The following is a 23,922-nucleotide window of genomic DNA, read 5'->3' as shown; positions in this document are numbered from 1 at the left end:
CCGTTGCCAAAGCGGGCGGAGAGGTTAAGCTCCGGGGAAACATCTCAGGGAGTCGTTCATGAAAATCCTTTCCGCTCTGGCGCTTGCCGCTGTCTCATTCTCCGCACCTCTGACCGCCGCCTTTGCCGCTGACCTGCCCGATCTGGGCGGACGCGAGATCGTCGTTGTGACGGAAAACGCCTATCCGCCCTTGCAATTCATCGACGGCTCGGGCGCGGCCGTGGGCTGGGAATACGATGCGATGGTGGAGATCGCCAAGCGGCTGAACGCGACTCTGGACTATGAGAACATTTCCTGGGACGCGATGATCCCGGCGGTCTCCGAAGGCCAGTACGACATGGGTATGACCGGCATCACCATCCGCGAGGATCGCGCCGAAATGGTCGATTTCTCAGATGCCTACATGCGTTCCGAGATGGTCATGCTGGTGCGGGGCGATGAGACGCGGTTCACCGATGCCGCCTCTTTTGCCGCCGATCCGGACCTGTTGTTTGCCGCCCAACCCGGCACCACGCCGTTTTACGTGGGCGTCTATGATGTGCTCGACGGCAACGAGGCGAACCCGCGGGTGAAGCTGTTCGAGACCTTCGGTGCCTGTGTGCAGGCGCTCCGTGCGGGGGATGTCGATCTGGTGCTGACCGATGGCACGGCGGGCCATGGTTATGTCGCGGCCTCGGACGGGGCGCTCAAGATCGTGGGCGAGAAACTCGGCACCGAGGATTTCGGCTTCATCTTCCCGAAAGGCTCCGATCTGGTCGATCCGATCAACGCGGCGATTGCCGCGATGAAGGACGACGGCACGCTCGACGCGCTCAATACCAAATGGTTCCTCGACTACAAGATGGGTGAATAAGGCGTGCGACCTGCGAAGACCCGATTGCGCAAACCGGCGGACGGGTCGAAAGACTTTCCCTATTGGCTTGTGGCGCTGATCCTCTTGGGCGGTTACCTGTTTTACCGGGTGATCGCCGATGATCTATACGCCAAAGTCCTGACAACATTGTCGAAAGGCATCTGGGTGACGGTCTTCGTCACGCTTGTGGCCTTTGCTCTGGCCATCGTTTTGGGACTGTTGCTCGCCACCGCCTCGCTGTCGCGTTTTATCGTTCTGCGCCAGATCGCGCGGTTTTACACCGAGGTGGTGCGCGGTGTGCCGATCCTTGTTTTGTTGCTCTATGTGGCCTTTGTGATTGCGCCGATGGTGGTCACGGCGGTGAATTCCATCACCGTGCCTTTGGGCTTCGATCCGCTCCGCACGCGGGATTTTTCCCTGATGTGGCGGGCGATCATTGCGCTGACCATCGGCTATTCCGCCTTCATCGCCGAGGTGTTTCGCGCCGGGCTTTTGTCCGTCGACAAGGGCCAGATCGAGGCCGCCGAGGCGCTCGGTCTCAACGGCTGGCTGCGCTTTCGCCTGATCATTTTCCCGCAGGCGCTGCGCACGGTGCTTCCACCATTGGGCAATGATTTCATCGCCATGATCAAGGACAGCTCACTCGTGTCCGTTCTGGGCGTGACCGACATCACGCAATTGGGCAAGGTGACCTCCGCGGGCAATTTTCGCTATTTCGAGACCTATAATGTGGTCGCGCTTCTCTATCTGATGATGACCATCTCGCTATCTCTGGCGCTCCGGCGACTGGAGCGACACCTGCGCGACCGGTCCTCCTGAGCGATGCGCAGGTTGCTGTGCAGTTTCACGCTCTGGACTTGTCAGGGGGCGAGGGATAGCAGGAAGGCATGAGCGATTTCATCCTGTCCCTCGAAGGCACCGAAACGGGCCATCACGCGGCGCTGATTCTGGCGCTGATGGCGGCGTTCCTGCATGCGCTGTTCGGTGCGTTGCAAAAGGGACGGCACGATCCCTGGCTGTCACGCGGCGCGATGGATTTCTTCTATTGCATCATGGCGGCGCCCTTCGCGCTGTTCGTCGTGCCATGGCCGGAACCGCATATGTGGATCATCTTTGCGGGCATGTTCCTGATCCATATGGGCTACAAGATCGCGCAGGGCTACACCTACACTAAGGGCGCCTATACGGTCGTTTACCCCGTGGTGCGCGGCTCCGGGCCGCTCTTTGCGGTGATCGGTGCGGGCTTCGTGTTCGGCGAACATTTCACGCTGGTGCAGTGGCTCGGCGTCTTGGTGCTGATCTCCGGCATCTTCGGGCTGGCGCTCTACAACCTGCGCACCATCACGGTCGGGCGCGATACCATGGTGCCCGCCCTGATGCTCGCGGTTCTGACCGGCGCTTTCGTGGCGCTTTACACCACCTATGACGCTTACGGCATCCGGTCCACCGCTGATCCGTTCACCTTCCTCGCGTGGTTCTTCTTCCTCGACGGGCTGGTGATGCCGGTGGTGGCCTTTCTGCGCTACAAGAATATGGAATACAAACCGGCGCTCGGCCCTCTGGCGGTCAAGGGCTTCTTCGGCGGCATCGTGGCCTATTTCTCCTTCGGCTGTATCATGTTGGCGACCCGGCTCGACAACGTGGGCGAGGCCGCCGTGCTGCGGGAAACCTCCACCGTCTTTGCCGCGCTCATCGGCTGGATTGTGCTGGGCGAAAAGGTGGGGCCGAGAAGATTGTCCCTCATGGCCTTGATTGCGCTCGGCGCGGTCATAGTTGAGATGGGTGGCTGAGAGGTAAACGCATGTCCGAGACTCCTGAGAAGCAGATGAAACCCTGGATCAAGCCGGCTCTGGAAATGGGGCCGATCCTTGCGTTTTTTGCGGGCTATATCGCACTCAGGGATCATACGTTCCTGATCGGAGGGGCGGACTATTCCGGTTTCGTTGTCATGACGGCCGTATTCATCCCGCTTCTGGCACTGTCGACCCTTGCGCTGTGGAAACTCACCGGCAAGCTGTCGGCGATGCAGATCATGACGCTGGTGCTGGTCGTGGTGTTCGGCGGGCTGACGATCTGGCTCAATGACGAGCGCTTCTTCAAGATGAAGCCGACGATGATCTACATCATGTTCGGCGCCATTCTGGGCCTCGGCCTGTTGCGCTCGAAAAGCTATCTCTCGCTGGTTCTGGGCGAGGTCATGCCCTTGGATGCCGAGGGGTGGCGCAAGCTCGAATTCCGCATGATGCTGTTCTTCTTTGGGCTGGCCGTCGCTAACGAGGCGATCTGGCGCACGATGACCACGGACGCTTGGGTCAAGTTCAAGACCTTCGGCCTGCCCATCGCCATGCTTGCGTTTTTCATGAGCCAGTCAGGGCTTATGGCACGGCATTCGACCGAAGAGAAAGCCGCCGACAAGGATGCGGCGGAATAGCTCTCAGCTTCCGGTCAGCGTATAGGGCAGGTACGCCACCGCCAGCGCTGCCTTGCCGGTGAGGCTCAGCCCGTCGATCAGGATGTCCTGCCCGGGCGCGCCCGAGACGATGCGTTCCACCAGTTCTCCCGAGGCGATCATCGCCAGAAGTGCGGGCGAGCGCATCAGGGCCATATGGCCGAGCGGATCGCCTTTCGGTGCGTGGGACGTGTCGATCACCACCACGCCAAGCCGTCGCAGCTCTTCGATATTCTCTGCTTCGCCGACCCGTGGATGCCCACCGGTCAGCACCGCCGAAAGCTTGAGTGCGCGGTCCCGGCGCGAGGCAAAGACCGCCAGATCCACATCATGGGGGCGCAGATCCATCACCTGACGGCGGAAAAGATCGACGTCGATGTCGGGCTGCACCAGAACCACGCCATTGAGCCGCGACAGTGTGCGCCGGTCATTTTCGAGCGCCAGCCGTTTCACCGCCTCCATCGCCAGAAGCCCGCCCATGGAATGCGCGAGCAACATGACATTCTCGGCGCGGCTCCGGCTCAGCAGGCGCAGGGTCTCGGCCAGCGCCGTGCGGGCGTAGAGCACGGAATCGCGGTCGTAGGCATAGCGCGACAGCCGCCCGGCGGAGGGCCATGAGAACAGGACCATCGGTTGGGTCAGGTTGAAATCCGTGGCGATCTGTGCCGCGCGAAACACCGCGCCGGGATAGGAGACGTTGTAGCCATGCACGAAAAGCACGACATTGCGCTCTCCCTGTGGGAGGCTGGCGAGCCGGGTGTCGAGGCGGTCGAGAAACGCGCGCTCCGCATCGAAATGCGTGCTCTCGGTGACGAAGAACTCGCGTTTCGGGTCGAGCCGGGTTCTCGGAAATGAAAACTCTCCCGGCTTGCGGTCCTCCGGGACGGAAATCCCGTAGTCGCAATAGAACATCTTGTCCGACCTCTGGCTGTCGAACTCGATGCCTTGCGTGGCGGAGACCTGCCGGTTGGTCACCACCAAAAGCTCCCGCTGCCGCGCGACGGGGATTTCTGCGAGATCCGGTGGGATGGTCATCTTCGGGGGGGAACAGCCGCTCAACGCGAGCGCGCCGCCCCCCAGAACCATCTCCCGCCGGGTGAGAATCACTTTTGTCCCCCTTGGCCGAACAGCACCTTCTGCGCATCCTTGTCCTGCGCCGCGTCCGTGCGTTTTTCCGCGGCCAGAGCGCGCCCGCGCTGCACGGCGGGACGCGAGGCGATGCGCGCGATCCAGCGTTTCAGATGCGGTTTGTCATCGAGCGTCTGTTCCTGTTTCTCCCACAGAGAGGCCCAGGGCCAGATCGCCATATCGGCAATGGAATAGAAGTCGCCCGCCACGAATTCCTCTTCGGCCAGCCGCCGGTCGAGCACGCCGTAAAGCCGGGCGACCTCGCTGCGATAGCGGGTCTTGGCATAGGGCAGATCGTTCGGAGGCTCCATATTGGGCGCATAGCTCAGGAAGTGGTGTGCCTGGCCGGCCATCGGGCCAAGCCCGCCCATCTGCCACATCAGCCATTGATCGACCACGGTGCGGTCGCGTTCGCCGCCGCCATAGAACTTGTCATGCTTGCGCGCGAGATATTGCAGGATCGCGCCGCTCTCGAAAATCGAGATCGGCCGCCCGTCGGGGCCTTCCGGGTCGACAATTGCGGGCATACGGTTGTTCGGCGCGATCTTGAGAAACGCGGGGTCGAATTGTTCGCCCTTGCCGATGTTCACGAGTTTCACCTCGTAAGGCAGGTCCATCTCCTCGAGTGCGATGGAGATTTTCCAGCCGTTCGGCGTCGGCCAGTAGTAAAGCGTGATGGGGGTTTCGATCATCTGTCAGGGCCCGTGCAGTCATCCGGTTGTTGGATGCGCGTCAGGATGACGCTTTGCGCGAAAAGGACAAGGGCGAAGCGACAGATTCTTGCGCACGCCATCGTGATCGGGGCGGGGCCTGGAGTGTGAGCGACTGCAATTCGTCCTGCAACAGCGCGAGCGGCAGACGCTCTGGCGTGCGCAGGGCCACACGGTAGAGGTCGAACAGCCCCGCGCGCAGATAGGGCGACCAATGGCACACGCGCCGGTCGGGGGCGGGAATCGGATAGCCGAGCCGGTCGAGCACAGCGCGTGCCCGGACATTGTCGATGGCCAGATCGCACCAGTTGCGCCGCAGCGCGCCAAGCCCGGCCCCGAGCGCACGCGACGCTCCGTGATCGGGCCGCAGGGCCATCTCGAACATCAGGTCGTAGAGCCGGTTTTCCCGTGAGGTGACATTGAGGATTTCCACCGTGCGCCCGGCCTCGCTGTCCAGAGCATGGTACGCGACGGAACGGAATTCTGCCCCGGCCAGCAGGATCGCGCGCCGTACTGCCACGGCGGGCAGACGGGGCAGGGCGGAAAGGATCACCCGCGCGCCGAGCGAATGGCCGATGAGTTGCACGGGGCGGTCCATCTTCCAGATCAGACGGGCCAGCGCCTCCCCGGTCTGACGCGCCATGTCATAGGCCTGCCAGATCGTGCCGCGCGCCTCCCAGCCGAGCGCGATGCACAGGCCTTCCTGTGCCGTCCCGGTGCCAAAGCCAAGCGCGCGCGGCCAGCTCAGCACCTTGCGGGAGGTGAGCCCGGGGTCGAGGGCGAGGATGTGGTCGTGCGGATCATGCGCCGGCACATGGGGAGAGAACTTGTAACCATGGATACAGATCACCACAGGCGCGCCCGCAGGCGTGGCGTCGAGGGCCTGACGCAACCGCTCACGGGTGTCGGGCGGCAAGAAGGGACCGTCGGCATTGATCTTCACAAGGGGCATGGGACCCGCCTTTGATGGCTCTGCTCGCGCGCGAAGATGCGCCGGGAGTGTCACGATGCTGCGACAGGGCGGTGAATCTTTGTTAACGGGGGCGGGCGCAGTTGACAGAATGTCGCAGGATTTGTACCCCACGCCCCATGTGGCGATTTGTTCTCCGGATTGCGGGCCACGTTAAAAACTCCGCTAAAGAGGTCAGGACGAGACGCCGGGTTGGTCAGAACCCGCCGTGCCCCAGCCCTTGATCGAATGGGGATTAGGAATGGCGAAAGGGATCACATGACCAAGGCAGACCAGTCGAAATCGAACCAGTTCAAAGACACTTGGAAGACCCGGACCAAACTCATCCACGATGGCGTCCGTCGTTCGCAATATGGGGAAGTGTCGGAGGCGTTGTTTCTGACGCAGGGCTTTGTCTACGACACGGCGGAGGCGGCGGAAGCGCGTTTTGTCGATCAGGGCGAGGACGAATTCATCTACGCCCGTTACGGCAATCCGACGACGCGGATGTTCGAGGACCGGATGGCCTCGATCGAGGGCTGCGAGGACGCCTTTGCCACCGCTTCGGGCATGGCCGCCGTCGCGGGCGCACTGATGTCGGTCCTGAAGGCGGGCGATCATTTGGTGTCCTCGAAGGCGCTGTTTGGTTCTTGCCTCTACATCGTCACCGAAGTGCTGCCGAAATTCGGGGTGGAGACCACGTTGGTCGATGGCAAGAACCTCGACGAATGGAAGGCGGCGATCCGGCCCGACACCAAAGCGGTGTTCTGCGAGAGCATTTCGAACCCGACGCTTGAGGTCATCGACCTCAAGGCGGTGTCTGAACTGGCCCATGCGGTGGGGGCGCTGGTCGTGGTGGACAACGCCATGTGCACGCCGATTTTCTCCTACGCCAAGGAGAGCGGAGCGGATCTGATCATCTATTCGACCACGAAACATGTGGACGGGCAGGGGCGCTGTCTGGGCGGCATCATCGCCGGTGACAAGGAACTGATCCGCGGCCCGGTGGAGATGTATATCAAACACACCGGCGGGGCGATTTCGCCCTTCAACGCCTGGATTCAGCTTAAGTCCCTCGACACGCTCGACCTGCGCGTGCGGCAACAGGCCGCGACGGCGATGAAGCTCTGTGAGGCGCTCGACGGCCATCCCGCGCTCGCTTCCGTGCGCTATCCGGCCTATAAGTCCCATCCGCAATACGATCTCGCGATTTCGCAATCGGAGGCCGCCGGGACCGTGATCACCGTCGATCTCAAGGGCGGCAAGGACGCGGCGTTCAGATTTCTCAATGCGCTCGAGGTGTTTACGCTCTCGAACAACTTCGCCGATGCGAAATCCATTGCAACCCACCCCTGCACCACCACGCACAAGAACGTGCCGGTGGAAAAACGGCCGGAGCTCGGCCTCACGGACGGGCTGGTGCGGCTGTCGATGGGGCTCGAGGATACGGATGACATCATCGCGGATATCCTGAACGCGCTCGAAGCGGTTTGAGGTAGGGTTTGATCCTGGCGCAAGTTTCCTTCGTATTGGTAAATCCTTGAGAACCTCCTATATGAGGGCCAAATGGAAGGGGTTTGCGGATGAACATGCAGACGAGCGATCTCGAAAAGAACGACAGGGCGGCCGCCGAGGCCGCTCTTGCGATCCTGCGCGACTGGGCCAAGGGCGCGTCGCCGACCGAAGTGGCAGAGCTCGACCCGGCCATTGCACGGCTTCTGCCCGAGGCTGACGATTTCGCCAATTACCCGGCGCTGCGCCGCGCCTACCCCGAAGATTTCGAGGTCTCGGAGGCCTATAAGGAAGGCCTGCCGGATTTGCAGAACGGGCCGGAAAGCCTGATCAAAGGGGCAAAACGGCAGATCCAGCATGTCGGCATCTCGAATTTCCGCCTGCCGATCCGGTTCAAGACCCGCGACGACGGAGATTTGACGCTCGAAACTTCCGTCACCGGCACCGTGTCCCTGGAGGCGGAGAAAAAGGGCATCAACATGTCCCGGATCATGCGCTCGTTCTACAAACACGCGGAGCGGAGCTTTTCTTTCGATGTGATCGAGGCGGCGCTCAGGGATTATCAGAGCGATCTCGAAAGCTTCGATGCGCGTATCCAGATGCGGTTTTCCTTCCCGGTGAAACGCCGCTCTTTGCGCTCGGGTCTTGCGGGCTACCAGTATTACGACATTGCCCTAGAACTGGTGGAGCAGGGCGGGAAAATGAAAGAAATCATGCACCTGGACTATGTCTACAGCTCCACTTGCCCCTGTTCGCTTGAACTTTCCGAACATGCCCGCCGCACGCGGCATCAACTGGCCACACCGCATTCGCAGCGCTCCGTGGCGCGGATTTCGGTCGAGGTGAAGAACCGGCAGGACACACTCTGGTTCGAGGATCTGATCGACCTGTGTCGCCGTGCGATCCCGACCGAGACCCAGGTCATGGTCAAGCGCGAGGATGAACAGGCCTTTGCCGAGTTGAACGCCGCCAATCCGATCTTTGTCGAGGATGCCGCGCGGCTGTTTTCCGAAGTGCTCGAAAACGACCGGCGCATCGGAGACTTCCGGGTGATCGCTTCGCATCAGGAAAGCCTGCATTCCCACGATGCGGTGTCGGTGCTGACGGAGGGCGAGACTTTCGCCGCGCAAAGTCTCGACCCGAAGCTGTTTTCGACCCTGTTCCACATCGGCTGAGTCGCAAACACGGGCCTGCGACCTCTTTACGTGACGGGTGCGCTTGACTTGCCGGCCAAGCCCGGCCAAGCCTTGGCGCCATGACGGATTTGAGGCCAGTGGGATATGTGATCGGAACGCTCGTCGGCCTTCTCGGCCTGACGATGGCGATTCCCATGGCGGTGGACCTCTCGACAGGGTCGGGCGAATGGCATGTGTTCTTTCGTGCCGGTGTCATCACCTTCGTGGTCGGCGCGGCCCTGGCGCTTGCCACCCAGAACGGGCAGCAACAGGGCCTGTCGATCCAGCAGATGTTCCTTTTGACCACGCTGATCTGGCTCATCCTGCCGCTGTTCGGTGGTATTCCCTTCATGCTCGGCGCGACCGAGGCGAACCTGACAGATGCGTTTTTCGAGGCGATGTCGGGCATGACCACCACCGGTTCCACGGTGTTCTCCGGCCTCGACGACCTGCCAGCGGGCATCCTGTTGTGGCGCTCGATGCTGCAATGGTTCGGCGGCGTCGGCATCATCGTCGTCGCCATGGTGTTCCTGCCGGAACTCAAGGTCGGCGGCATGCAGGTGTTCCGCTCCGAAGCCTTCGACACCGACGGCAAGGTCCTGCCGCGCGCGGGGGAGATCGCGGCGCGGATCTCGGTCATCTACATTGCCCTGACGGTGGCCTGTTTCCTTGGCTATGTGCTTGTGGGGATGAACATTTTCGATGCGCTCAACCATGCGCTGACGACGCTTTCGACCGGCGGGTTCTCCACCCGGGACGCCTCTTTCGGGGCCTTTCAGGGACCGGCCGAATATGTGTCTTCCTTCTTCATGATCCTCGCTTCTCTGCCCTTTGTGCGGTATGTTCAGTTGATCGCGGGCACGGCCAAACCCTTTTGGCGCGACACGCAGATTCATGCTTACCTGATCATCATTTTCGGTCTGACCATCGCGTTCGCCGTCTACCGTCTGGTGGTGAATCAGGACCATTTCGAGCATTCCTTCCGCGAAGGTCTGTTCAACGTCACCTCGATCATTTCCGGCACGGGCTATGCCTCGACCGACTATCAGCTCTGGGGGGCTTTCCCGGCGGTGGCGTTCTTCTTCATCGGCCTGATCGGGGGCTGCGCGGGTTCGACCGCCTGTTCGGTCAAGGTCTTCCGCTATCAGCTCCTCTGGGCCTCGATGCGGGCGCAAATCCGCAAGATCCACAGCCCCAACGGCGTCTTTACCCCGCGCTATCAGGGCCACCCGGTGACCGAGGACGTGCTGTCCTCCGTCATGGCGTTCTTTTCGTTTTTCATCGTCACGCTGGGCATCACCTCGGTGCTGCTGGCCGCCACCGGGCTGGATTTCATCACCGCCGTTTCAGGCGCTGCGACCGCACTGGCTTGTGTGGGCCCCGGGCTTGGCGACATCATCGGACCCTCGGGGAATTTCGAGACGGTGAACGATCCGGCGAAATGGATCCTGGCCGTCGCCATGCTGATCGGACGGCTCGAAGTCATGTCGGTTTTCGCTCTTTTCACGATCCGGTTCTGGCGGGCATAATCCGTTCAACCGCGCGTTGAAAGGGATGGCCATGGGTGACGACAGTGATCCGCATGTGATGAGCTTCTACCGGGTGCGGCAGGCGCTGGGCGTGATCGCCTTGTTTCTGCCGGCCGTGCTGATCGTCGGAGGCATGGGGCTCGAACATGCTTTGCGTGACAGCGTGTCGAATTTCTTCTTCTCGCCTCTGCGCGAGGTGTTCACCGGATCGCTCGCCGCTATTGGCGTGTTCCTGATCACCTACAAAGGCTATCCGCGCCGCTCGGACGAGACCTTCTCCGATCAGGTGCTGGCCTCGGTCGCGGGGATGTCCGCGCTGCTCGTGGCCTTCTTCCCATCGCTGGCCGATTGCATCCCGCCGGAGGGCATGGCGCAGTGTATGCCGCCGGAGGAAACGGTGACACAAAAGCTGATCGGTGTTGGCGGGTCCTCCTGGGTGCATAATATCTCGGCGCTGGTGTTTTTCCTCTGCCTAGTCGTCTTCTGCCTCGTGCAATTCCCCAAGACCGAAAGCCGCGTGCGTCCCTATATCTACAAGGCCTGCGGCTATGGCATTCTCGTGGCTCTGGCAGGGATCGCCGGAGCTTTTGCCATGGCGCGCTGGGGCGGGGCGGAGGCGTTTGTCGCGGCGCATAATCTGGTGTTCTGGGGCGAGGCCTTGGGGATCTGGATCTTTGCGCTCGCCTGGCTGACCAAGGGCAAGGCGGATCAGGCGGCGCTCAACCTGTTGCGGCGTGCGGTGGCCTCAGAAAAATGAAACCCCGCCGGAGGAGGCGGGGTTTCGTGGATCGTTTCAGTGGACCGTTTTGCCGGGGCTCAGTTCCAGCAGCTTACCAGAACCGTGAGGTCCCGTCCGATGCGCACCAGATCGGTGTCGGAGGTGGCGCTGTCGGAGGCCGAGACGGTGACGCCATGACCCGACAGGAAGCCCGCGATCTTTTCCATGTCATAGGCAAAGGCCACATCCTCGGGCAGGCTGCGGGCCTGGGCCTCGGGGATGGCGTCTTTGGCCGCGAGCATTCCGATCACAGCCCCGGAGGAGTTCAGAAGCGGCCCACCGGCCTCGCCCGGAAGCGTGGTCATCGCCAGACGCAGAAGGTCCTCTTCGCCCGACAGGCCTTTGTGTTCGGCCATGAGGCCATAATTGAGCGTCGGCGCATCGAGGCGACCGGCATAGGCATAGCCCGACACCGAGACCTCGGATTGCAGACGCGGCAATTGGCTGTCGAACTTGGCGACGCTCAGGGGGGCAAGGGTTTCGACCGGGGTCAAAAGCGCCATGCCGTCCTCGGTCGCGGTGACGGTGGCCTCATAGCCGTCGTCAATGGTGATCTTGGCGCAGGAGGCGACAAGTTCGGCGGAGGTGAGAACCGCGCCCTTGTCATCGACGTAAAAGCCGGAGCCTGCCTTTTCGGGGCGGCGAATGTCGAGCCCGGCCAGAAGGTCGATGTCCTGCGCGGCCCCTTCGCCGTAAGCGTCGGGCAGAACGCCGTCGAGCGTGGCGAAGCTGGATTTCATCGCGTCCAGCGCCATCTGGTGCCGGGTTTGATCATCGGTGGTCTTCGGCGTCGGCCAGATCAGGGTCCAGCCCTTGACCGCGCCGTTCACCAGACGCGCCTCGGTGTGCGACGTGATCTCTGCATTGGTGCCGGTGAGGCTGAAAGAGCGGTTGTCACGCGTGCGCGGTCCGTCCATGGGCACGATTTCAAGCGTTTGCATGATTTCGTAAAGCCCGCCCAAAGTGGCCTCGTCGCCGGTTTGCGAAATCAGCATGACCTGAACGCCGGAGCCGTCCTTGGATTTGTATTTCGCAAAGGGCGGTGCGTAGGCGTCGAATTCCACAAGCCCCAGAGGCAGGGAAATCGTCACCCCCGCCACCTCGTCGGCCACCGGCGCCATGCCGAGGCTGTCGATCACGGCCTGATAGGCCCCGAGGGCCTCGGCACGTTGCTGCGTGGTCAGCACGCCGGTGATGTCATAGCCCTTCATCGCCTGCCAGTCGGACATGGCGCGGCGCGTGCCGGGGCCAAAAGCGCCGTCGATGCCGGAATTGTAAACGCCCGCGAATTTCAGCGCGGTCTGAAGCGCCTCGCGGTCTTCGCGGCTGAGCGCGCGTTCGGAGGCTCGGGCCTGGGCCGGGGTCTCGTCGGGGAGGGCCATGGGCAATGCTTCCGTGGGCATCTCTTCGGCGGGCATGGCGGTCTCGGTCGCTCCGGGGGCTGAGACTTCCGGTGTCGTCGCAGGGGGCAGGGTGGAAAGCGTCGCGCCCACCGGCCAGAACGGCTGGCGATACTGGCCGCCGTCGGTCAGGTAGCTGTCGCCGGGGATCAGCCCCTGCGCGCGCAGCGTCAGACGGGCCGCTTCGGCCTCGGCCTCGGTCGCATAGGGACCAAGCGCGATGGCGTTCCAACGACCCGGAAGCTCGAAGCCCACGACATTCGGCAGACGTCCGGCATAGCCGCGCGCGGCCTCGGTGGCCTCGGTGAGGGAGGGTTGCGCTTCGATCTGAATCCATTGTTCGGCATGAAGAGCCGTGGACAGCAATAGCGTGGCGGCGAGCCCCAGCGGGGCAACGGCGAGAGACCTTTTCATGAAAACCCTTTACATGTCTTGCGGGCCCTTCGGCCCTTATATTGCGGCTTAAGAAAACAGGTTTGACGTGAAGGTCAACATGCTGTGGGGCGGCAAGAGGGCAAATGGCGGGCTTGTGATGTAAAACTGCCGGGAAATTGGCGCTCGGGGGCGTCGCGGCCCGCCTTGTCATTGACGCCCCCGCCGGGCCTCGCTAGGGATGAGCCCGCGTTTGAACAGCAGAATTGGCGAAAGACCCCATGTCCCTGTCCCCCTCCGAAAATGTCGAGAAACCGCGGTCGTTTCAGGAGATCATCCTGAGGCTCCAGAGCTACTGGGCCTCGCGAGGTTGCGCGATCCTGCAACCCTATGACATGGAGGTCGGTGCGGGGACGTTCCACCCGGCGACGACGCTGCGCTCTCTGGGCTCGAACGCCTGGGCGGCGGCCTATGTGCAGCCGTCGCGCCGCCCGACCGACGGGCGCTATGGCGAGAACCCGAACCGCTTGCAGCATTACTATCAGTACCAGGTGCTGATCAAACCGTCGCCGCCGGATTTGCAGGATCTCTATCTCGGGTCCCTTAAGGCCATCGGCATCGACACCGATCTGCATGACATCCGTTTCGTGGAAGACGATTGGGAAAGCCCGACGCTGGGCGCCTGGGGGCTTGGCTGGGAAGTGTGGTGCGATGGCATGGAAGTGTCGCAGTTCACCTATTTCCAACAGGTCGGCGGACATGATTGCAAACCGGTTTCGGGCGAGCTGACCTATGGTCTGGAACGCTTGGCGATGTACGTTCTCGGCATCGACCATGTGATGAACATGCCGTTCAACGATCCGCAATCGCCGATCCCGCTGACCTATGGCGATGTGTTCAAACAGACCGAGGAAGAATATTCCCGGCACAATTTCGACGTGGCCAACACCGAGAAACTGCTGTCGGATTTCGTCAATGCCGAGAAGGAATGCCACGCCATTCTGGATCAGGCGCAGATTGATCCGAAGACCGGCAAGCGCATCGTCATGGCGCATCCGGCCTATGATCAATGCATCAAGGCGTCGCATATCTTCAACCTGCTGGACGCGCGCGGCGTGATTTCGGTGACCGAACGGCAGGCCTATATCGGGCGCGTGCGGGCCCTGGCCAAGGCCTGTGCCGACGCCTTCGTGCAGACCACGGCGGGCGGCTGGACGCCGGACACCGCGCCCGAGGTCGAGAGCGCATGAATGGCAAGCTGATCGCAGGGTTCATCGTCGTGCTCGCACTCGTGTTCGGAGCGGGTCTGTATTACACGCAGGTCTATGCATATTACGACCGGCTGGATGCCTCGGCGCCTGCCGCCGCGATCCGTGCGACCAGCTTTGAAGGCCTGTCCGAGGACATTCTGGCCGAGGATTTCGAAGGGATCGACGCCGACACCTCGCCGCTCAAGTTCCGGGCCTGTTTCACCACGCCGCTTTCCGTGGCGATGATGACCGAGACCTTCCAGCCCTACGACCGCCCGTCGCCGCTGATCGCGCCCTCGTGGTTTTCGTGTTTCGACGCGAAACGTATCGGGGCCGATCTCGAGGCGGGGCGTGCCATCGCCTTTCTGGGCGAAGAGAATATCACCTATGGCTTCGACCGTGTGATTGCCGTTTATCCCGACGGCCACGGCTATGCCTGGACCCAAGCTAACCGTTGCGGGGAGGCCGTATTCGACGGCAAACCCGCGCCTGCGGGCTGTCCGCCCGCCCCTGAAGGAAACTGACCCATGGCTGACTTGCTGATCGAGCTTTTCTCCGAAGAAATCCCGGCCCGGATGCAGAAACGTGCCTCCGAGGACCTGAAATCTCTGGTGACGAACGGTCTTGTCGAGGCCGGTCTGACCTATGCCTCCGCCGGCGCGTTTGCGACGCCGCGTCGTCTGGCGCTGTCCGTCGAGGGGCTTCTGGACGCCTCGCCCACCACGGTCGAAGAGCGCAAAGGTCCGCGTGTGGACGCACCCGAAAAAGCGTTGGAAGGCTTCCTGCGCGGGGCCGGGGTGACGAAAGACGATCTTGAAATTCGCGACGAGAAAAAAGGTCAGGTCTATTTCGCCAAGATCACCAAGCCGGGGCGTCCGGCCGCCGAGATCGTGGCCGAGGTGCTTGAGGCCACCGTGCGCAATTTCCCTTGGCCAAAATCCATGCGCTGGGGCGCGGGCAGCCTCAAATGGGTGCGTCCGCTGCATTCGATTGTCTGCCTGATGACCCGCGAAGATGGCGCCGAGGTTGTGCCCCTCGACATCGACGGCATCACCTCCGGCAACACCGTCTGGGGCCATCGTTTCATGTCCGCAGGCAGCTTCAAGGTGACGTCTTTCGACGATTACGCTGCCAAGCTGAAACAGAATTTTGTCGTGCTCGATCCGCAAGAGCGCGCCGATCACATCTGGCACGATGCCACCAACCAGGCCTTTGCGCAGGGGCTGGAGGTCGTTGAAGACAAAGGGCTTCTTTCTGAGGTGGCCGGTCTGGTCGAATGGCCTGTTGTGCTGATGGGCGAGATTGGTGAAGATTTCCTCGGCTTGCCGCCGGAGGTTTTGCAGACGAGTATGCGCGAGCACCAGAAATTCTTCTCCGTGAAGAACCCGAAAACCGGACGGATCGAGAAATTCGTCACCGTCGCCAACCGCGAGACCGCCGACAATGGCGCGACCATTCTGGCAGGGAACCAAAAGGTGCTGTCCGCGCGTCTGTCGGATGCGAAATTCTTCTGGGAAAACGACGTGCGCACGGTCGAACGCGAAGGCATGGAAGCCATGTCCGCGCCGCTCGCCAACGTGACCTTCCACAACAAACTCGGTTCTGAGGCCGAGCGCATCGCCCGCATCGCCGCTCTGGCTGCCGACATCGCGCCCATCGTCGGCGCCGAGGCCGGTGAGGCGGAACTGACCGCGAAAGTGGCCAAGGCCGATCTCTCCTCCGAGATGGTCTACGAATTCCCCGAGTTGCAGGGTGTCATGGGCCGCTATTACGCCAAGAAAGCGGGTCTGTCCGACGCCGTGGCAGACGCCTGCCGCGACCATTATTCTCCGCTTGGTCCAAGTGACGATGTGCCGACCGAACCGGTGTCCGTGGCGGTCGCTCTGGCCGACAAACTCGACAAGCTGACCGGCTTCTGGGCCATCGACGAGAAGCCCACGGGCTCGAAAGACCCGTTTGCGCTGCGTCGCGCGGCGCTTGGGGTAATCCGGTTGTTGATCACCAATGACGTGCGCATGAGCCTTGATCGTTTTATTGATGCCCAGCTTCTGGCACATAAAATCGCCGCGGCGGATGAGAATGACGGTATCATCGACACGCTGAAAGAAATCCTCGACGAGATCGCCGAACATGGCGTCTTTGGCGCGGCCTTTGACGCGATTTCCGACAAGCTCACGGAAACGCAGAAAGACGAGGTCAAAACCGTCGCGGGCTCCGTGCCGGACACGTCCGACGATCTCCTTTCTTTCTTCCACGACCGTCTCAAGGTCTTCCTGCGCGACGAGGGCATTCGCCACGACGTGATCGACGCCTGTCTGGCGATGCCGGGCAATGACGACATCACGCTGCTGGTGAAACGCGCCCGTGCGTTGCAGGCGATGCTCGACACCGAGGATGGCACCAACCTGATCCAGGGCTTCAAACGCGCCAACAACATCCTGACACAGGCCGAGGAAAAAGACGGTGTCGAATATTCCTTCGGCCCGGATGTGAAATTTGCCGAAACGGACGAAGAAAAAGCGCTGTTCGCCGCTTTGGATACCGCGTCCGAGGAGATCAAACCGGCGATGAAGGCAGAAGATTTCACCGCCGCCATGTCCGCCATGGCCGATATGCGCCCCTCCGTTGATGCGTTCTTCGAGGCGGTGCAGATCAACACCGACAGTGACATCGTGCGGCGCAACCGGCTCAACCTTCTGGGCCGGATTCGCGAGATCTGCCTGTCGGTGGCCGATCTGACCCGGATCGAGAGCTGATCCGTTCACAGATCCTCCGTTGTCGTGTTAACCTAGCGGCAACGGTTTCCCGCGAATTCTGAGGACCGTTAAGGTTAACGGTTGCGCTCACGTCCTCTTGGGGCGTAGCGTGCCGCCAAAGGGAGGTGCCGCAGTGCAGCAAGAGAGCGACATCCTCGGGTTCACCCGCATTCGCCGCGTCGCTCCGATCGCGGTCAATACCCATGGCGGGCGGGCGAAATGCCTGCAACGGCTCATTCGTCTCGATCTCCCTGTGCCGGAAACCGTCGCCCTGTCCTTCGATGCGGTACATCGCCTTGCGGAGGGGCAAGCCTTTGACAAAAAGGCGCTTTTGCGTGTCTTCGGTGATACACCCCTGTTGTCCGTGCGGCCTTCGTCTGAGGACCCGGATTGGGGCGGACCGGGCGCGATCCTCAATATCGGGATGAATGACGCCCGTCACGCGGAGCTCACCGAAAGCCATGGGGCGGAAGCGGCGGATGCGCTGTATCTGCGGTTCGTGCAGGCCTTTGCCGTGCATGTCGAACGTCTCGACCCGGAACTCTTCGAATTCGACGCCTCCGTGCCGGTGCATGAGGCGCTGAAATCCGCGCTCGAGGCGCATGAGGACGAGACCGGCGATCCGTTTCCACAAGACCCGGCTCATCAGCTCGGCCAGGTGCTGCGCTCCATGGCGCGGGCCTGGGAGGGCACGACCGCGCGGCTTCTGCGTCAGGCGAAAGGCGCGCCCGCCGATGCCGGGCTCGGGCTGATCGTGCAAAGTATGGCGCTGGGCCTTGGACCGGGGGAGAGCGGTGCGGGCGTGGTGCAACTTGTCGACGAGCAGACCGGCGCACCGGTGATCAAGGGGCGCTACCTGCGTCAGGCCCAGGGGCGCGCCGCGCTCGGCAAGGGGGCCAGCGGCGTGCTCTATCTCTCGAAGGACGAGCGGGGCGAGTCTCTCGAGGAGGCGCAGCCGGACCTGTTCGCCAAGCTCGTGGAGATGACACGGCTCTGCCGGGTGCGTCTGCGCGAGGAGATGCAGGTCGAGTTCACCATTTCCGAGGGCAAGCTTTTCGTGCTCGACGCCGTGCGTGTGCCGCGTTCATCGCGCGCGGCGTTGCGGATCGCCGTGCAACTGGCCGAGGACGGGATCATTCCGTGTGAAGAGGCGATCCTGCGTGTGCCGGCGCGGTCGCTGACCGAATTGTTGCACCAGCAGGTCGATCCCACGGACAGCCGTGATGTGCTGGCCAAAGGGATCGCCGCCTCACCGGGCGGGGCGGTCGGGCGGATCGTGTTCAACTCCACCGATGCGCAGACCTATGAAGCGCGCGGGGAGCCCTGTATCATGGTGCGGCGTGAAACCACGCCGGAAGACATTCGCGGCATGCATTCCTCGGTCGGAATCCTGACCGAGCGCGGTGGGGTGACCTCGCATGCGGCGGTGATCGCGCGGGGCATTGGCATGCCCTGTGTGGTTGGCGCCTCAATCCGGATCAATTCCCGCGAACGCACGCTGACGCTCGAAGACGGGCGCAAGCTTGAAGAGGGCGATGTGATCACGCTCGACGGGTCCGCAGGCGAGGCGTTGCTGGGGGCGGTGCGGCTTTTGCCGCCGGTGAAGGACCACTGGTATGTGACGCTGATGGACTGGGCCGATGCGATCCGCGATATCGGGGTCCGCGCCAATGCCGACACGCCGTCGGACGCTGCGGTGGCGCGTAATTTCAAGGCCCAGGGCATCGGGCTCTGCCGGACCGAGCACATGTTTTTCGAAGGCGACCGTCTGACCGTGATGCGGGAGATGATCTTTGCCGCGAAACATGAGGATCGGGCGGAGGCGATCGCACGGCTTTTGCCGATGCAAAGGTCTGACTTCATTGAGCTTTTTCGTATCATGGAAGGCTTGCCGGTCTGCATTCGCCTGTTCGATCCGCCGTTGCACGAATTCCTGCCTTCGGACCGCGAAGGGGCCAAGGAACTGGCCGAGGCGCTCGACTTGCCGCTCTCCGACGTGACCCGCCGGATCGAATGGCTGTCGGAATTCAACCCGATGCTGGGGATGCGGGGCGTTCGGCTTGGCATCACCTTCCCTGAGATTTACGAGATGCAGGCCCGCGCGATTTTCGAGGCCACCATCGAGGCGTCGAAACACGGCGCGCCCGTGGTGCCGGAGATCATGATCCCGCTGGTCTCCGCGAAACGCGAAGTCGAACTGGTGAAAACCCAGATCGACGGGGTGGCCGCTGCCGTGCGCAACGAGACCGGGGCGGAGTTCACCTATCGGCTCGGCGTCATGGTCGAGACCCCGCGTGCGGCTCTGCGGGCCGGTGACATTGCTCAGAACGCGGCTTTCCTGTCTTTCGGCACCAACGACCTGACGCAGATGGCCTACGGCCTGTCACGCGACGATGCCGGGCGCTTCATGAACGCCTATGTGCAACAGGGCGTGTTCCCGGAGGATCCGTTCCACACGCTCGATTTCGAAGGTGTCGGCGAGCTGTTGAAAATCGGCGCTGAACGGGGGCGCAAGGTGCGTCCGGAGCTGACCGTGGCGGTCTGTGGCGAACATGGCGGCAACCCCGAATCAATCGCCTTTTGCCGGGCGGCGGGGTTCGATTACGTGTCCTGTTCGCCTTTCCGGGTGCCCGTCGCCCGCCTTGCTGCGGCGCAGCTTGTCGCCGCAGATGCAAAATAATCACAGTCTTTTGACAAAGTGCTGAAAATAAAGGCGAAGCCCCGCCTATTTCTGGCGAGGTGAAGGCCGGTTTCTGCCTTTGGCTTGACGCTCTGGAAACCGCTCGGGACGCCCTGGGGTGGACCTCTGGGCGTTTTCCCCCTATGTCCGCCCCTCGAAACCACCCGTGAGGCCCCGCTTTCGGGGCGCAATGGAGGGATAGCCCTTATGACATTCTCAGCTCGGCTCAAGGCGTTCGCGCTTCTGGCCTCGCTCGGTTTTTGCGCGCTGACCGGCGCGGCGCAGGCCGAAGTGACGGTGAGCCACTCGAACGATCCGAACCCTGTGCTCGGCATGGAACTGAACGCGCTTCTCGATCAGGAGCGCGACGGTCTCGAAACGGCAGGCACGGACGCGATCCAGCGGCTCCTGCAAAGCTTCAAGCCGAAATCCTCCATCCCTGCGGTCGACTATAGCAAGGCTTTCCTCGACAGTCGTCCGGTCGCCACCGGCGACACTGAATGGCAATGCCTCTCCGAGGCGCTGTATTTCGAAGCGCGCGGCGAAAGCGTTAAGGGCCAGTTCGCCGTGGCCGAAGTTATCCTCAACCGCGTGTCCTCCCCTGCCTTCCCGAACACGGTCTGCGGCGTGGTGCATCAGGGCACGGGCAAGAAATACCAATGCCAGTTCACCTATACCTGTGACGGCTATTCCGACGTGATCCGCGAGAAAGCCGCCTATGAGCAGGTCGGCAAGGTGGCCCGGCTCATGCTCGACGGCGCGCCGCGCGCGCTGACGCAGGGCGCGACCCATTATCATACGCGCGCGGTGAGCCCGCGTTGGGCGCGCAGCTTCGCGAAGACCGCGCAAATCGGTGTCCACATGTTCTATCGGATGCCGCGAGCGTAACGTTCAACGCGCAAAATCACGGAATTGTTTCAGACCCCGCCCGTAAAACGGCGGGGTTTTGCCGTTGGACGTCGGGGCATCTGCCGAAGGCAATTCGGTCTTGGCCCGCCGCCGTCAAAACGGTAGCAAGGGCCGAACTTACAAAAGGGACCGTCAATGTCCGAAATTCGACAGGCTTTCGAGCACCCCGAAGCCCGCGCCCTGGCCACCTCCGATGCCGTCCCTTTGGACCGTATCTCTCTGCGCGATCATGTGGTGGAGGTGGAAATCGGCGCATTTCAGGCCGAGCGTGGCGTGCGCCAGCGGGTGTCCTTCAACATCGTGGTCGAGCTGACGCCGGTCACCGGGCCGATCGACGACGACGTGGATCGCATCCTGTCCTATGACCGGCTGACCGAGGCGATCCATACCGAGCTTGAGGCCGAGCGTCTCAACCTCCTGGAAACCCTCGCCGAGCGGATCGCCGAGCGTATTCTGACGGAGCCGCGGGCCTTCCGGGTGTTCGTGCGGGTCGAAAAACTGGATCGTGGCCCCGGTGCGCTTGGCGTCGAGATCGTGCGCAGCGTCGATCAGATCGGCCGTGCCGTGGCGATGGATGCCCCGGTGCCGCATCCGCTGATCGTGCATCTCGGGCCGGAGGCTCTGGCAAGTGCACGGCTTTCCGCATGGATCGACGCGCTCGAGGTCGATCCGCGTCCGGTGATCCTGACCGTGGGGCTGCCGTCGGGCGACTGGCCGACAGCGGCACATAAGGCGGCGCAACGCCGGATCGACCTTTTGGCGATGGAGCAGAATGCCTGGGTTCTGGCCGGGCGCGATGCCCGCTGCGTGGTGCGGGCCACCCGCACGGAGCTCGACTGGGCGATGAAACACGATCAGATTTCCGTCTGGGCGCCCTCGAAACTGGTGCTTGATGCGGTACATGGGCCGAAGGGCGGCATCGCGGAAATGGTCGCCTGGCTGGCTGAGGAATTGTCCGCGACCGAGGTGCTGAGCCTCGGGTCGGTGGGCATCGAGGGGGCGCAGCTCCGCGACCCCGATGCGGCGGTGGAGCTGTCCTGAGATGGCACAGGCGTTTTATGACCGACCGATCCCGAGCTGCGATCCGGCCCGGCCCGAGGTGGCGTTGACGCTGGCGGGGGGCTGGTGCTGGTTCAGCCATGTCGAACGGCTGCGCCGGGACGCGCCGTCGGAGATTTTGCCGGTGTCCGAACTTTCAGACGAGGCCCGGGCACGGCTGACGGCGCCGCGCACTGTGCTGGCCGGGCTCGATCTGACTGCCCCGTCCGTGATGAGTATTCTCAACGTCACCCCCGACAGTTTCTCCGACGGCGGCAAGTTCAATCGTCCCGAAGCGGCTTTGGCACAGGTGCAGGAGATGATTGCGGCAGGGGTCGAGATCATCGACATCGGCGGCGAAAGCACGCGGCCCGGCGCGGATTACATCCCAGTTGACGAGGAAATCAGCCGCACTGCGCCGGTGATTTCTGCAATTCGGCAGATCAGTCCGGTGCCGATCTCCATCGACACGCGCAAGGCGCCTGTGGCGGAAGCGGCGCTCAGGGCGGGCGCGAGTCTCGTGAACGATGTCTACGCTTTTACGCATGATCCCGATCTGGCGCGGGTCAGCGCGGAGGCCGGCGCGCCGGTCTGTCTCATGCATGCGCAGGGCGATCCAGAGGTGATGCAGGACGATCCGCAGTACGACAACGTGCTGCTCGACGTCTACGATTTCCTTGAAGACCGCATCCGTTTGGCCGAGGCGGCGGGCATTGCGCGCGCGCAGGTTCTCGTCGATCCGGGCATAGGGTTTGGCAAGACGGTGGCGCATAATCTGGCGCTTCTGGAGCGAATCTCGCTGTTTCACGGTCTTGGGTGCGGCATCCTTCTGGGCGTGTCGCGCAAGGGGTTCATCGGCAAGATCGGCAAGGCTCCCGTGGCCCAGGAGCGCGCGCCCGGCACGATTGCGGTGTCGCTTGCGGCCCTCGGGCAGGGCGTTCAGATCCACCGGGTGCATGATTTTAAAGAGACGAAACAGGCGCTTGCGCTTTGGCAGGCGGCGACAGGGACAGGGGAGCGCCATGACGCGTAAATTCTTTGGCACGGATGGGGTGCGCGGGCGCGCCAACAGCCATCCGATGACCGCCGAAATGGCGCTGAAACTCGGGGCCGCCGCCGGGCGGTATTTCCGCCGGGGCAGCGGGCGTGAGCACCGGGTGGTGATCGGCAAGGACACGCGTCTGTCGGGCTATATGTTCGAAACCGCGATGACGGCGGGGTTCACCTCGACGGGCATGAACGTGTTCCTGCTGGGGCCGGTGCCGACGCCTGCGGTCGGGATGCTGACCACCTCGATGCGCGCGGATGTCGGTGTGATGATTTCCGCCTCGCACAACCCGGCCGAGGACAATGGCATCAAGTTTTTCGGCCCCGACGGGTTCAAGCTTTCGGACGAGGCGGAAAGCGAGATCGAGCGGCTGATGGAAGAGGGTGTCGAACCGGCGCAGGCCGACAATATCGGGCGGGCCAAACGCATCGACGACGGGCGGTTCCGCTATAACGAGCGGGTGAAATCGACCCTGCCGCGCGGCATGAGCCTTCAGGGGCTGAAAGTGGTGATCGACTGTGCCCATGGCGCGGCTTATCGCACCGCGCCGGAGGTGCTTTGGGAACTGGGGGCGGAGGTGATCCCCGTCGGCACCGCACCGAATGGCAAGAATATCAACGATCACTGCGGTTCCACCTATGTGCAGACCGCCGCCGAGGCCGTGGTGGCCCATGGGGCGGATGTCGGCATCTGCCTCGATGGCGATGCGGACCGGGTGATGATCCTGGACGAGCGCGGGCAGGTGGCCGATGGCGATCAGCTCATGGGGCTGATGGCGAAAACCTGGGCCGATCAGGGGCGGCTTGCGGGCGGGGCGCTGGTCGCGACGGTGATGTCGAATCTCGGGCTTGAGCGGTTTCTGGAGGCCGAGGGCTTGCGGCTTGAACGCACTGCCGTCGGCGACCGCTATGTGGTCGAACGGATGCGTGCGGGTGGGTTCAACCTTGGGGGAGAGCAATCCGGCCATATCGTGATGACTGATTACGCGACCACGGGGGATGGCTTGCTGGCGGGGCTTCAGTTCCTTGCCGCCATGGTGGAGAGCGGTCGCAAGGCCTCTGAATTGGCGCAGGTCTTCGAACCGGTGCCGCAGCTTTTGAAGAACGTGCGCTATGCGACCGGGCAACTGCCCCTGGAAGAAACGCAGGTCAAGGCGGCGATTGCCGATGCAGAGGCCAAACTCAGCGGAAACGGTCGGTTGCTCATTCGCAAATCCGGAACCGAGCCGCTGATCCGGGTGATGGCGGAAAGTGTCGATGAGGCGGTTCTGAACGCAGCAGTGGACAGTGTCGTGGCCGCAGTCGAAGCAGCAACACAATAAGCGCCAATGTTCGAATTGGACAAGAAAGGCGGCTTATGGGGCCGCCTTTTTCATGTTGTGACAGG

At 62.6% G+C, this 23,922-nt stretch carries 20 protein-coding genes and 1 riboswitch; of the genes, 16 read left to right on the top strand and 4 right to left on the bottom strand.

The features are described 5' to 3' along the window. Window positions 1-58: 58 nt before the first annotated feature. The 4 genes from NH195_RS05430 (at window position 59) to NH195_RS05415 (ending at window position 3,284) form a co-directional block, all read left to right on the top strand. Window positions 59-853, top strand: a complete 795-nt coding sequence (locus NH195_RS05430) for a transporter substrate-binding domain-containing protein (RefSeq protein ID WP_066704287.1) — start codon at window positions 59-61, stop codon at window positions 851-853. A gap of 3 nt (window positions 854-856) precedes the next feature. Then, a complete protein-coding gene (locus NH195_RS05425) occupies window positions 857-1,672 on the top strand; it encodes an amino acid ABC transporter permease (RefSeq protein WP_066704284.1) in 816 nt (271 codons plus the stop codon). 68 nt (window positions 1,673-1,740) lie between these two features. After that, the gene (locus tag NH195_RS05420) at window positions 1,741-2,643 is read left to right on the top strand and encodes a DMT family transporter (RefSeq protein WP_066704280.1); all 903 of its coding nucleotides are present in this window, start codon (window positions 1,741-1,743) and stop codon (window positions 2,641-2,643) included. An 11-nt stretch (window positions 2,644-2,654) separates the two neighbouring features. Continuing rightward, entirely contained in the window at window positions 2,655-3,284 is a 630-nt protein-coding gene (locus tag NH195_RS05415) for an inner membrane-spanning protein YciB (protein ID WP_066704277.1), read from the top strand. A gap of 3 nt (window positions 3,285-3,287) precedes the next feature. Here the strand turns inward: NH195_RS05415 and NH195_RS05410 are convergent, their stop codons facing one another. The 3 genes from NH195_RS05410 to NH195_RS05400 are packed head-to-tail and all read right to left on the bottom strand — an operon-like array spanning window position 3,288 to window position 6,092. After that, window positions 3,288-4,409: an alpha/beta hydrolase gene (locus tag NH195_RS05410; RefSeq protein ID WP_066704274.1), complete on the bottom strand. Its 1,122-nt coding sequence runs from the start codon at window positions 4,407-4,409 to the stop codon at window positions 3,288-3,290. Then, on the bottom strand, window positions 4,406-5,122 hold the full coding sequence (locus tag NH195_RS05405; protein WP_066704271.1) for a glutathione S-transferase family protein: 717 nt from the start codon (window positions 5,120-5,122) through the stop codon (window positions 4,406-4,408). The genes NH195_RS05410 and NH195_RS05405 overlap by 4 nt, the downstream gene beginning before the upstream one ends. Before the next feature lie 40 nt (window positions 5,123-5,162). Beyond that, entirely contained in the window at window positions 5,163-6,092 is a 930-nt protein-coding gene (locus NH195_RS05400; protein WP_066704268.1) for a DUF726 domain-containing protein, read from the bottom strand. A 129-nt stretch (window positions 6,093-6,221) separates the two neighbouring features. Then, a riboswitch (SAM riboswitch) is annotated at window positions 6,222-6,300 on the top strand. A 68-nt stretch (window positions 6,301-6,368) separates the two neighbouring features. Between NH195_RS05400 and metZ the strand changes: the two genes are divergently transcribed. From metZ to NH195_RS05380, 4 genes are all read left to right on the top strand, one after another. After that, complete coding sequence (metZ, locus tag NH195_RS05395) at window positions 6,369-7,583, top strand: O-succinylhomoserine sulfhydrylase (protein WP_066704265.1); 1,215 nt, start codon at window positions 6,369-6,371, stop codon at window positions 7,581-7,583. Window positions 7,584-7,672: 89 nt separating this feature from the next. Then, on the top strand, window positions 7,673-8,776 hold the full coding sequence (folE2, locus tag NH195_RS05390; protein ID WP_066704262.1) for a GTP cyclohydrolase FolE2: 1,104 nt from the start codon (window positions 7,673-7,675) through the stop codon (window positions 8,774-8,776). Window positions 8,777-8,856: 80 nt separating this feature from the next. After that, a complete protein-coding gene (locus NH195_RS05385; protein ID WP_066704258.1) occupies window positions 8,857-10,305 on the top strand; it encodes a TrkH family potassium uptake protein in 1,449 nt (482 codons plus the stop codon). Window positions 10,306-10,336: 31 nt separating this feature from the next. Next, window positions 10,337-11,062, top strand: a complete 726-nt coding sequence (locus tag NH195_RS05380; protein WP_066704255.1) for a hypothetical protein — start codon at window positions 10,337-10,339, stop codon at window positions 11,060-11,062. A gap of 59 nt (window positions 11,063-11,121) precedes the next feature. Here NH195_RS05380 and NH195_RS05375 read toward each other — a convergent pair whose 3' ends face one another. After that, window positions 11,122-12,897, bottom strand: coding sequence for a serine protease (locus NH195_RS05375; protein ID WP_066704252.1), 1,776 nt, complete (start codon window positions 12,895-12,897; stop codon window positions 11,122-11,124). A 239-nt stretch (window positions 12,898-13,136) separates the two neighbouring features. Between NH195_RS05375 and NH195_RS05370 the strand changes: the two genes are divergently transcribed. The 8 genes from NH195_RS05370 (at window position 13,137) to glmM (ending at window position 23,857) form a co-directional block, all read left to right on the top strand. Further along, on the top strand, window positions 13,137-14,105 hold the full coding sequence (locus NH195_RS05370; protein ID WP_066704249.1) for a glycine--tRNA ligase subunit alpha: 969 nt from the start codon (window positions 13,137-13,139) through the stop codon (window positions 14,103-14,105). Next, the gene (locus tag NH195_RS05365) at window positions 14,102-14,629 is read left to right on the top strand and encodes a DUF6446 family protein (protein WP_066704240.1); all 528 of its coding nucleotides are present in this window, start codon (window positions 14,102-14,104) and stop codon (window positions 14,627-14,629) included. Before NH195_RS05370 ends, NH195_RS05365 begins: the two co-directional genes overlap by 4 nt. 3 nt (window positions 14,630-14,632) lie before the next feature. Further along, the gene (gene glyS / locus NH195_RS05360; RefSeq protein ID WP_066704235.1) at window positions 14,633-16,861 is read left to right on the top strand and encodes a glycine--tRNA ligase subunit beta; all 2,229 of its coding nucleotides are present in this window, start codon (window positions 14,633-14,635) and stop codon (window positions 16,859-16,861) included. 133 nt (window positions 16,862-16,994) lie between these two features. Further along, entirely contained in the window at window positions 16,995-19,541 is a 2,547-nt protein-coding gene (locus tag NH195_RS05355) for a putative PEP-binding protein (protein ID WP_081423790.1), read from the top strand. A gap of 207 nt (window positions 19,542-19,748) precedes the next feature. Further along, window positions 19,749-20,429 (top strand): cell wall hydrolase, encoded by a 681-nt coding sequence (locus NH195_RS05350; protein WP_066704233.1) that lies wholly within the window; start codon window positions 19,749-19,751, stop codon window positions 20,427-20,429. A gap of 156 nt (window positions 20,430-20,585) precedes the next feature. After that, complete coding sequence (locus NH195_RS05345) at window positions 20,586-21,491, top strand: dihydroneopterin aldolase (RefSeq protein ID WP_066704231.1); 906 nt, start codon at window positions 20,586-20,588, stop codon at window positions 21,489-21,491. Between the two features lies 1 nt (window position 21,492). Beyond that, window positions 21,493-22,521, top strand: coding sequence for a dihydropteroate synthase (gene folP / locus NH195_RS05340; RefSeq protein WP_066704228.1), 1,029 nt, complete (start codon window positions 21,493-21,495; stop codon window positions 22,519-22,521). Further along, window positions 22,511-23,857 carry a phosphoglucosamine mutase gene (glmM, locus tag NH195_RS05335; RefSeq protein ID WP_066704226.1) on the top strand — a complete coding sequence of 449 codons (1,347 nt, stop codon included), beginning with the start codon at window positions 22,511-22,513 and terminating at the stop codon, window positions 23,855-23,857. Before folP ends, glmM begins: the two co-directional genes overlap by 11 nt. Window positions 23,858-23,922: the final 65 nt, after the last annotated feature.

The organism is Celeribacter ethanolicus (assembly GCF_001550095.1).
In the GTDB taxonomy this organism is placed as follows: Bacteria; Pseudomonadota; Alphaproteobacteria; order Rhodobacterales; family Rhodobacteraceae; genus Celeribacter; species Celeribacter ethanolicus.
Note: the sequence above shows the minus strand (reverse complement) of the source record. Positions and strands in the feature narration are given on the sequence as shown.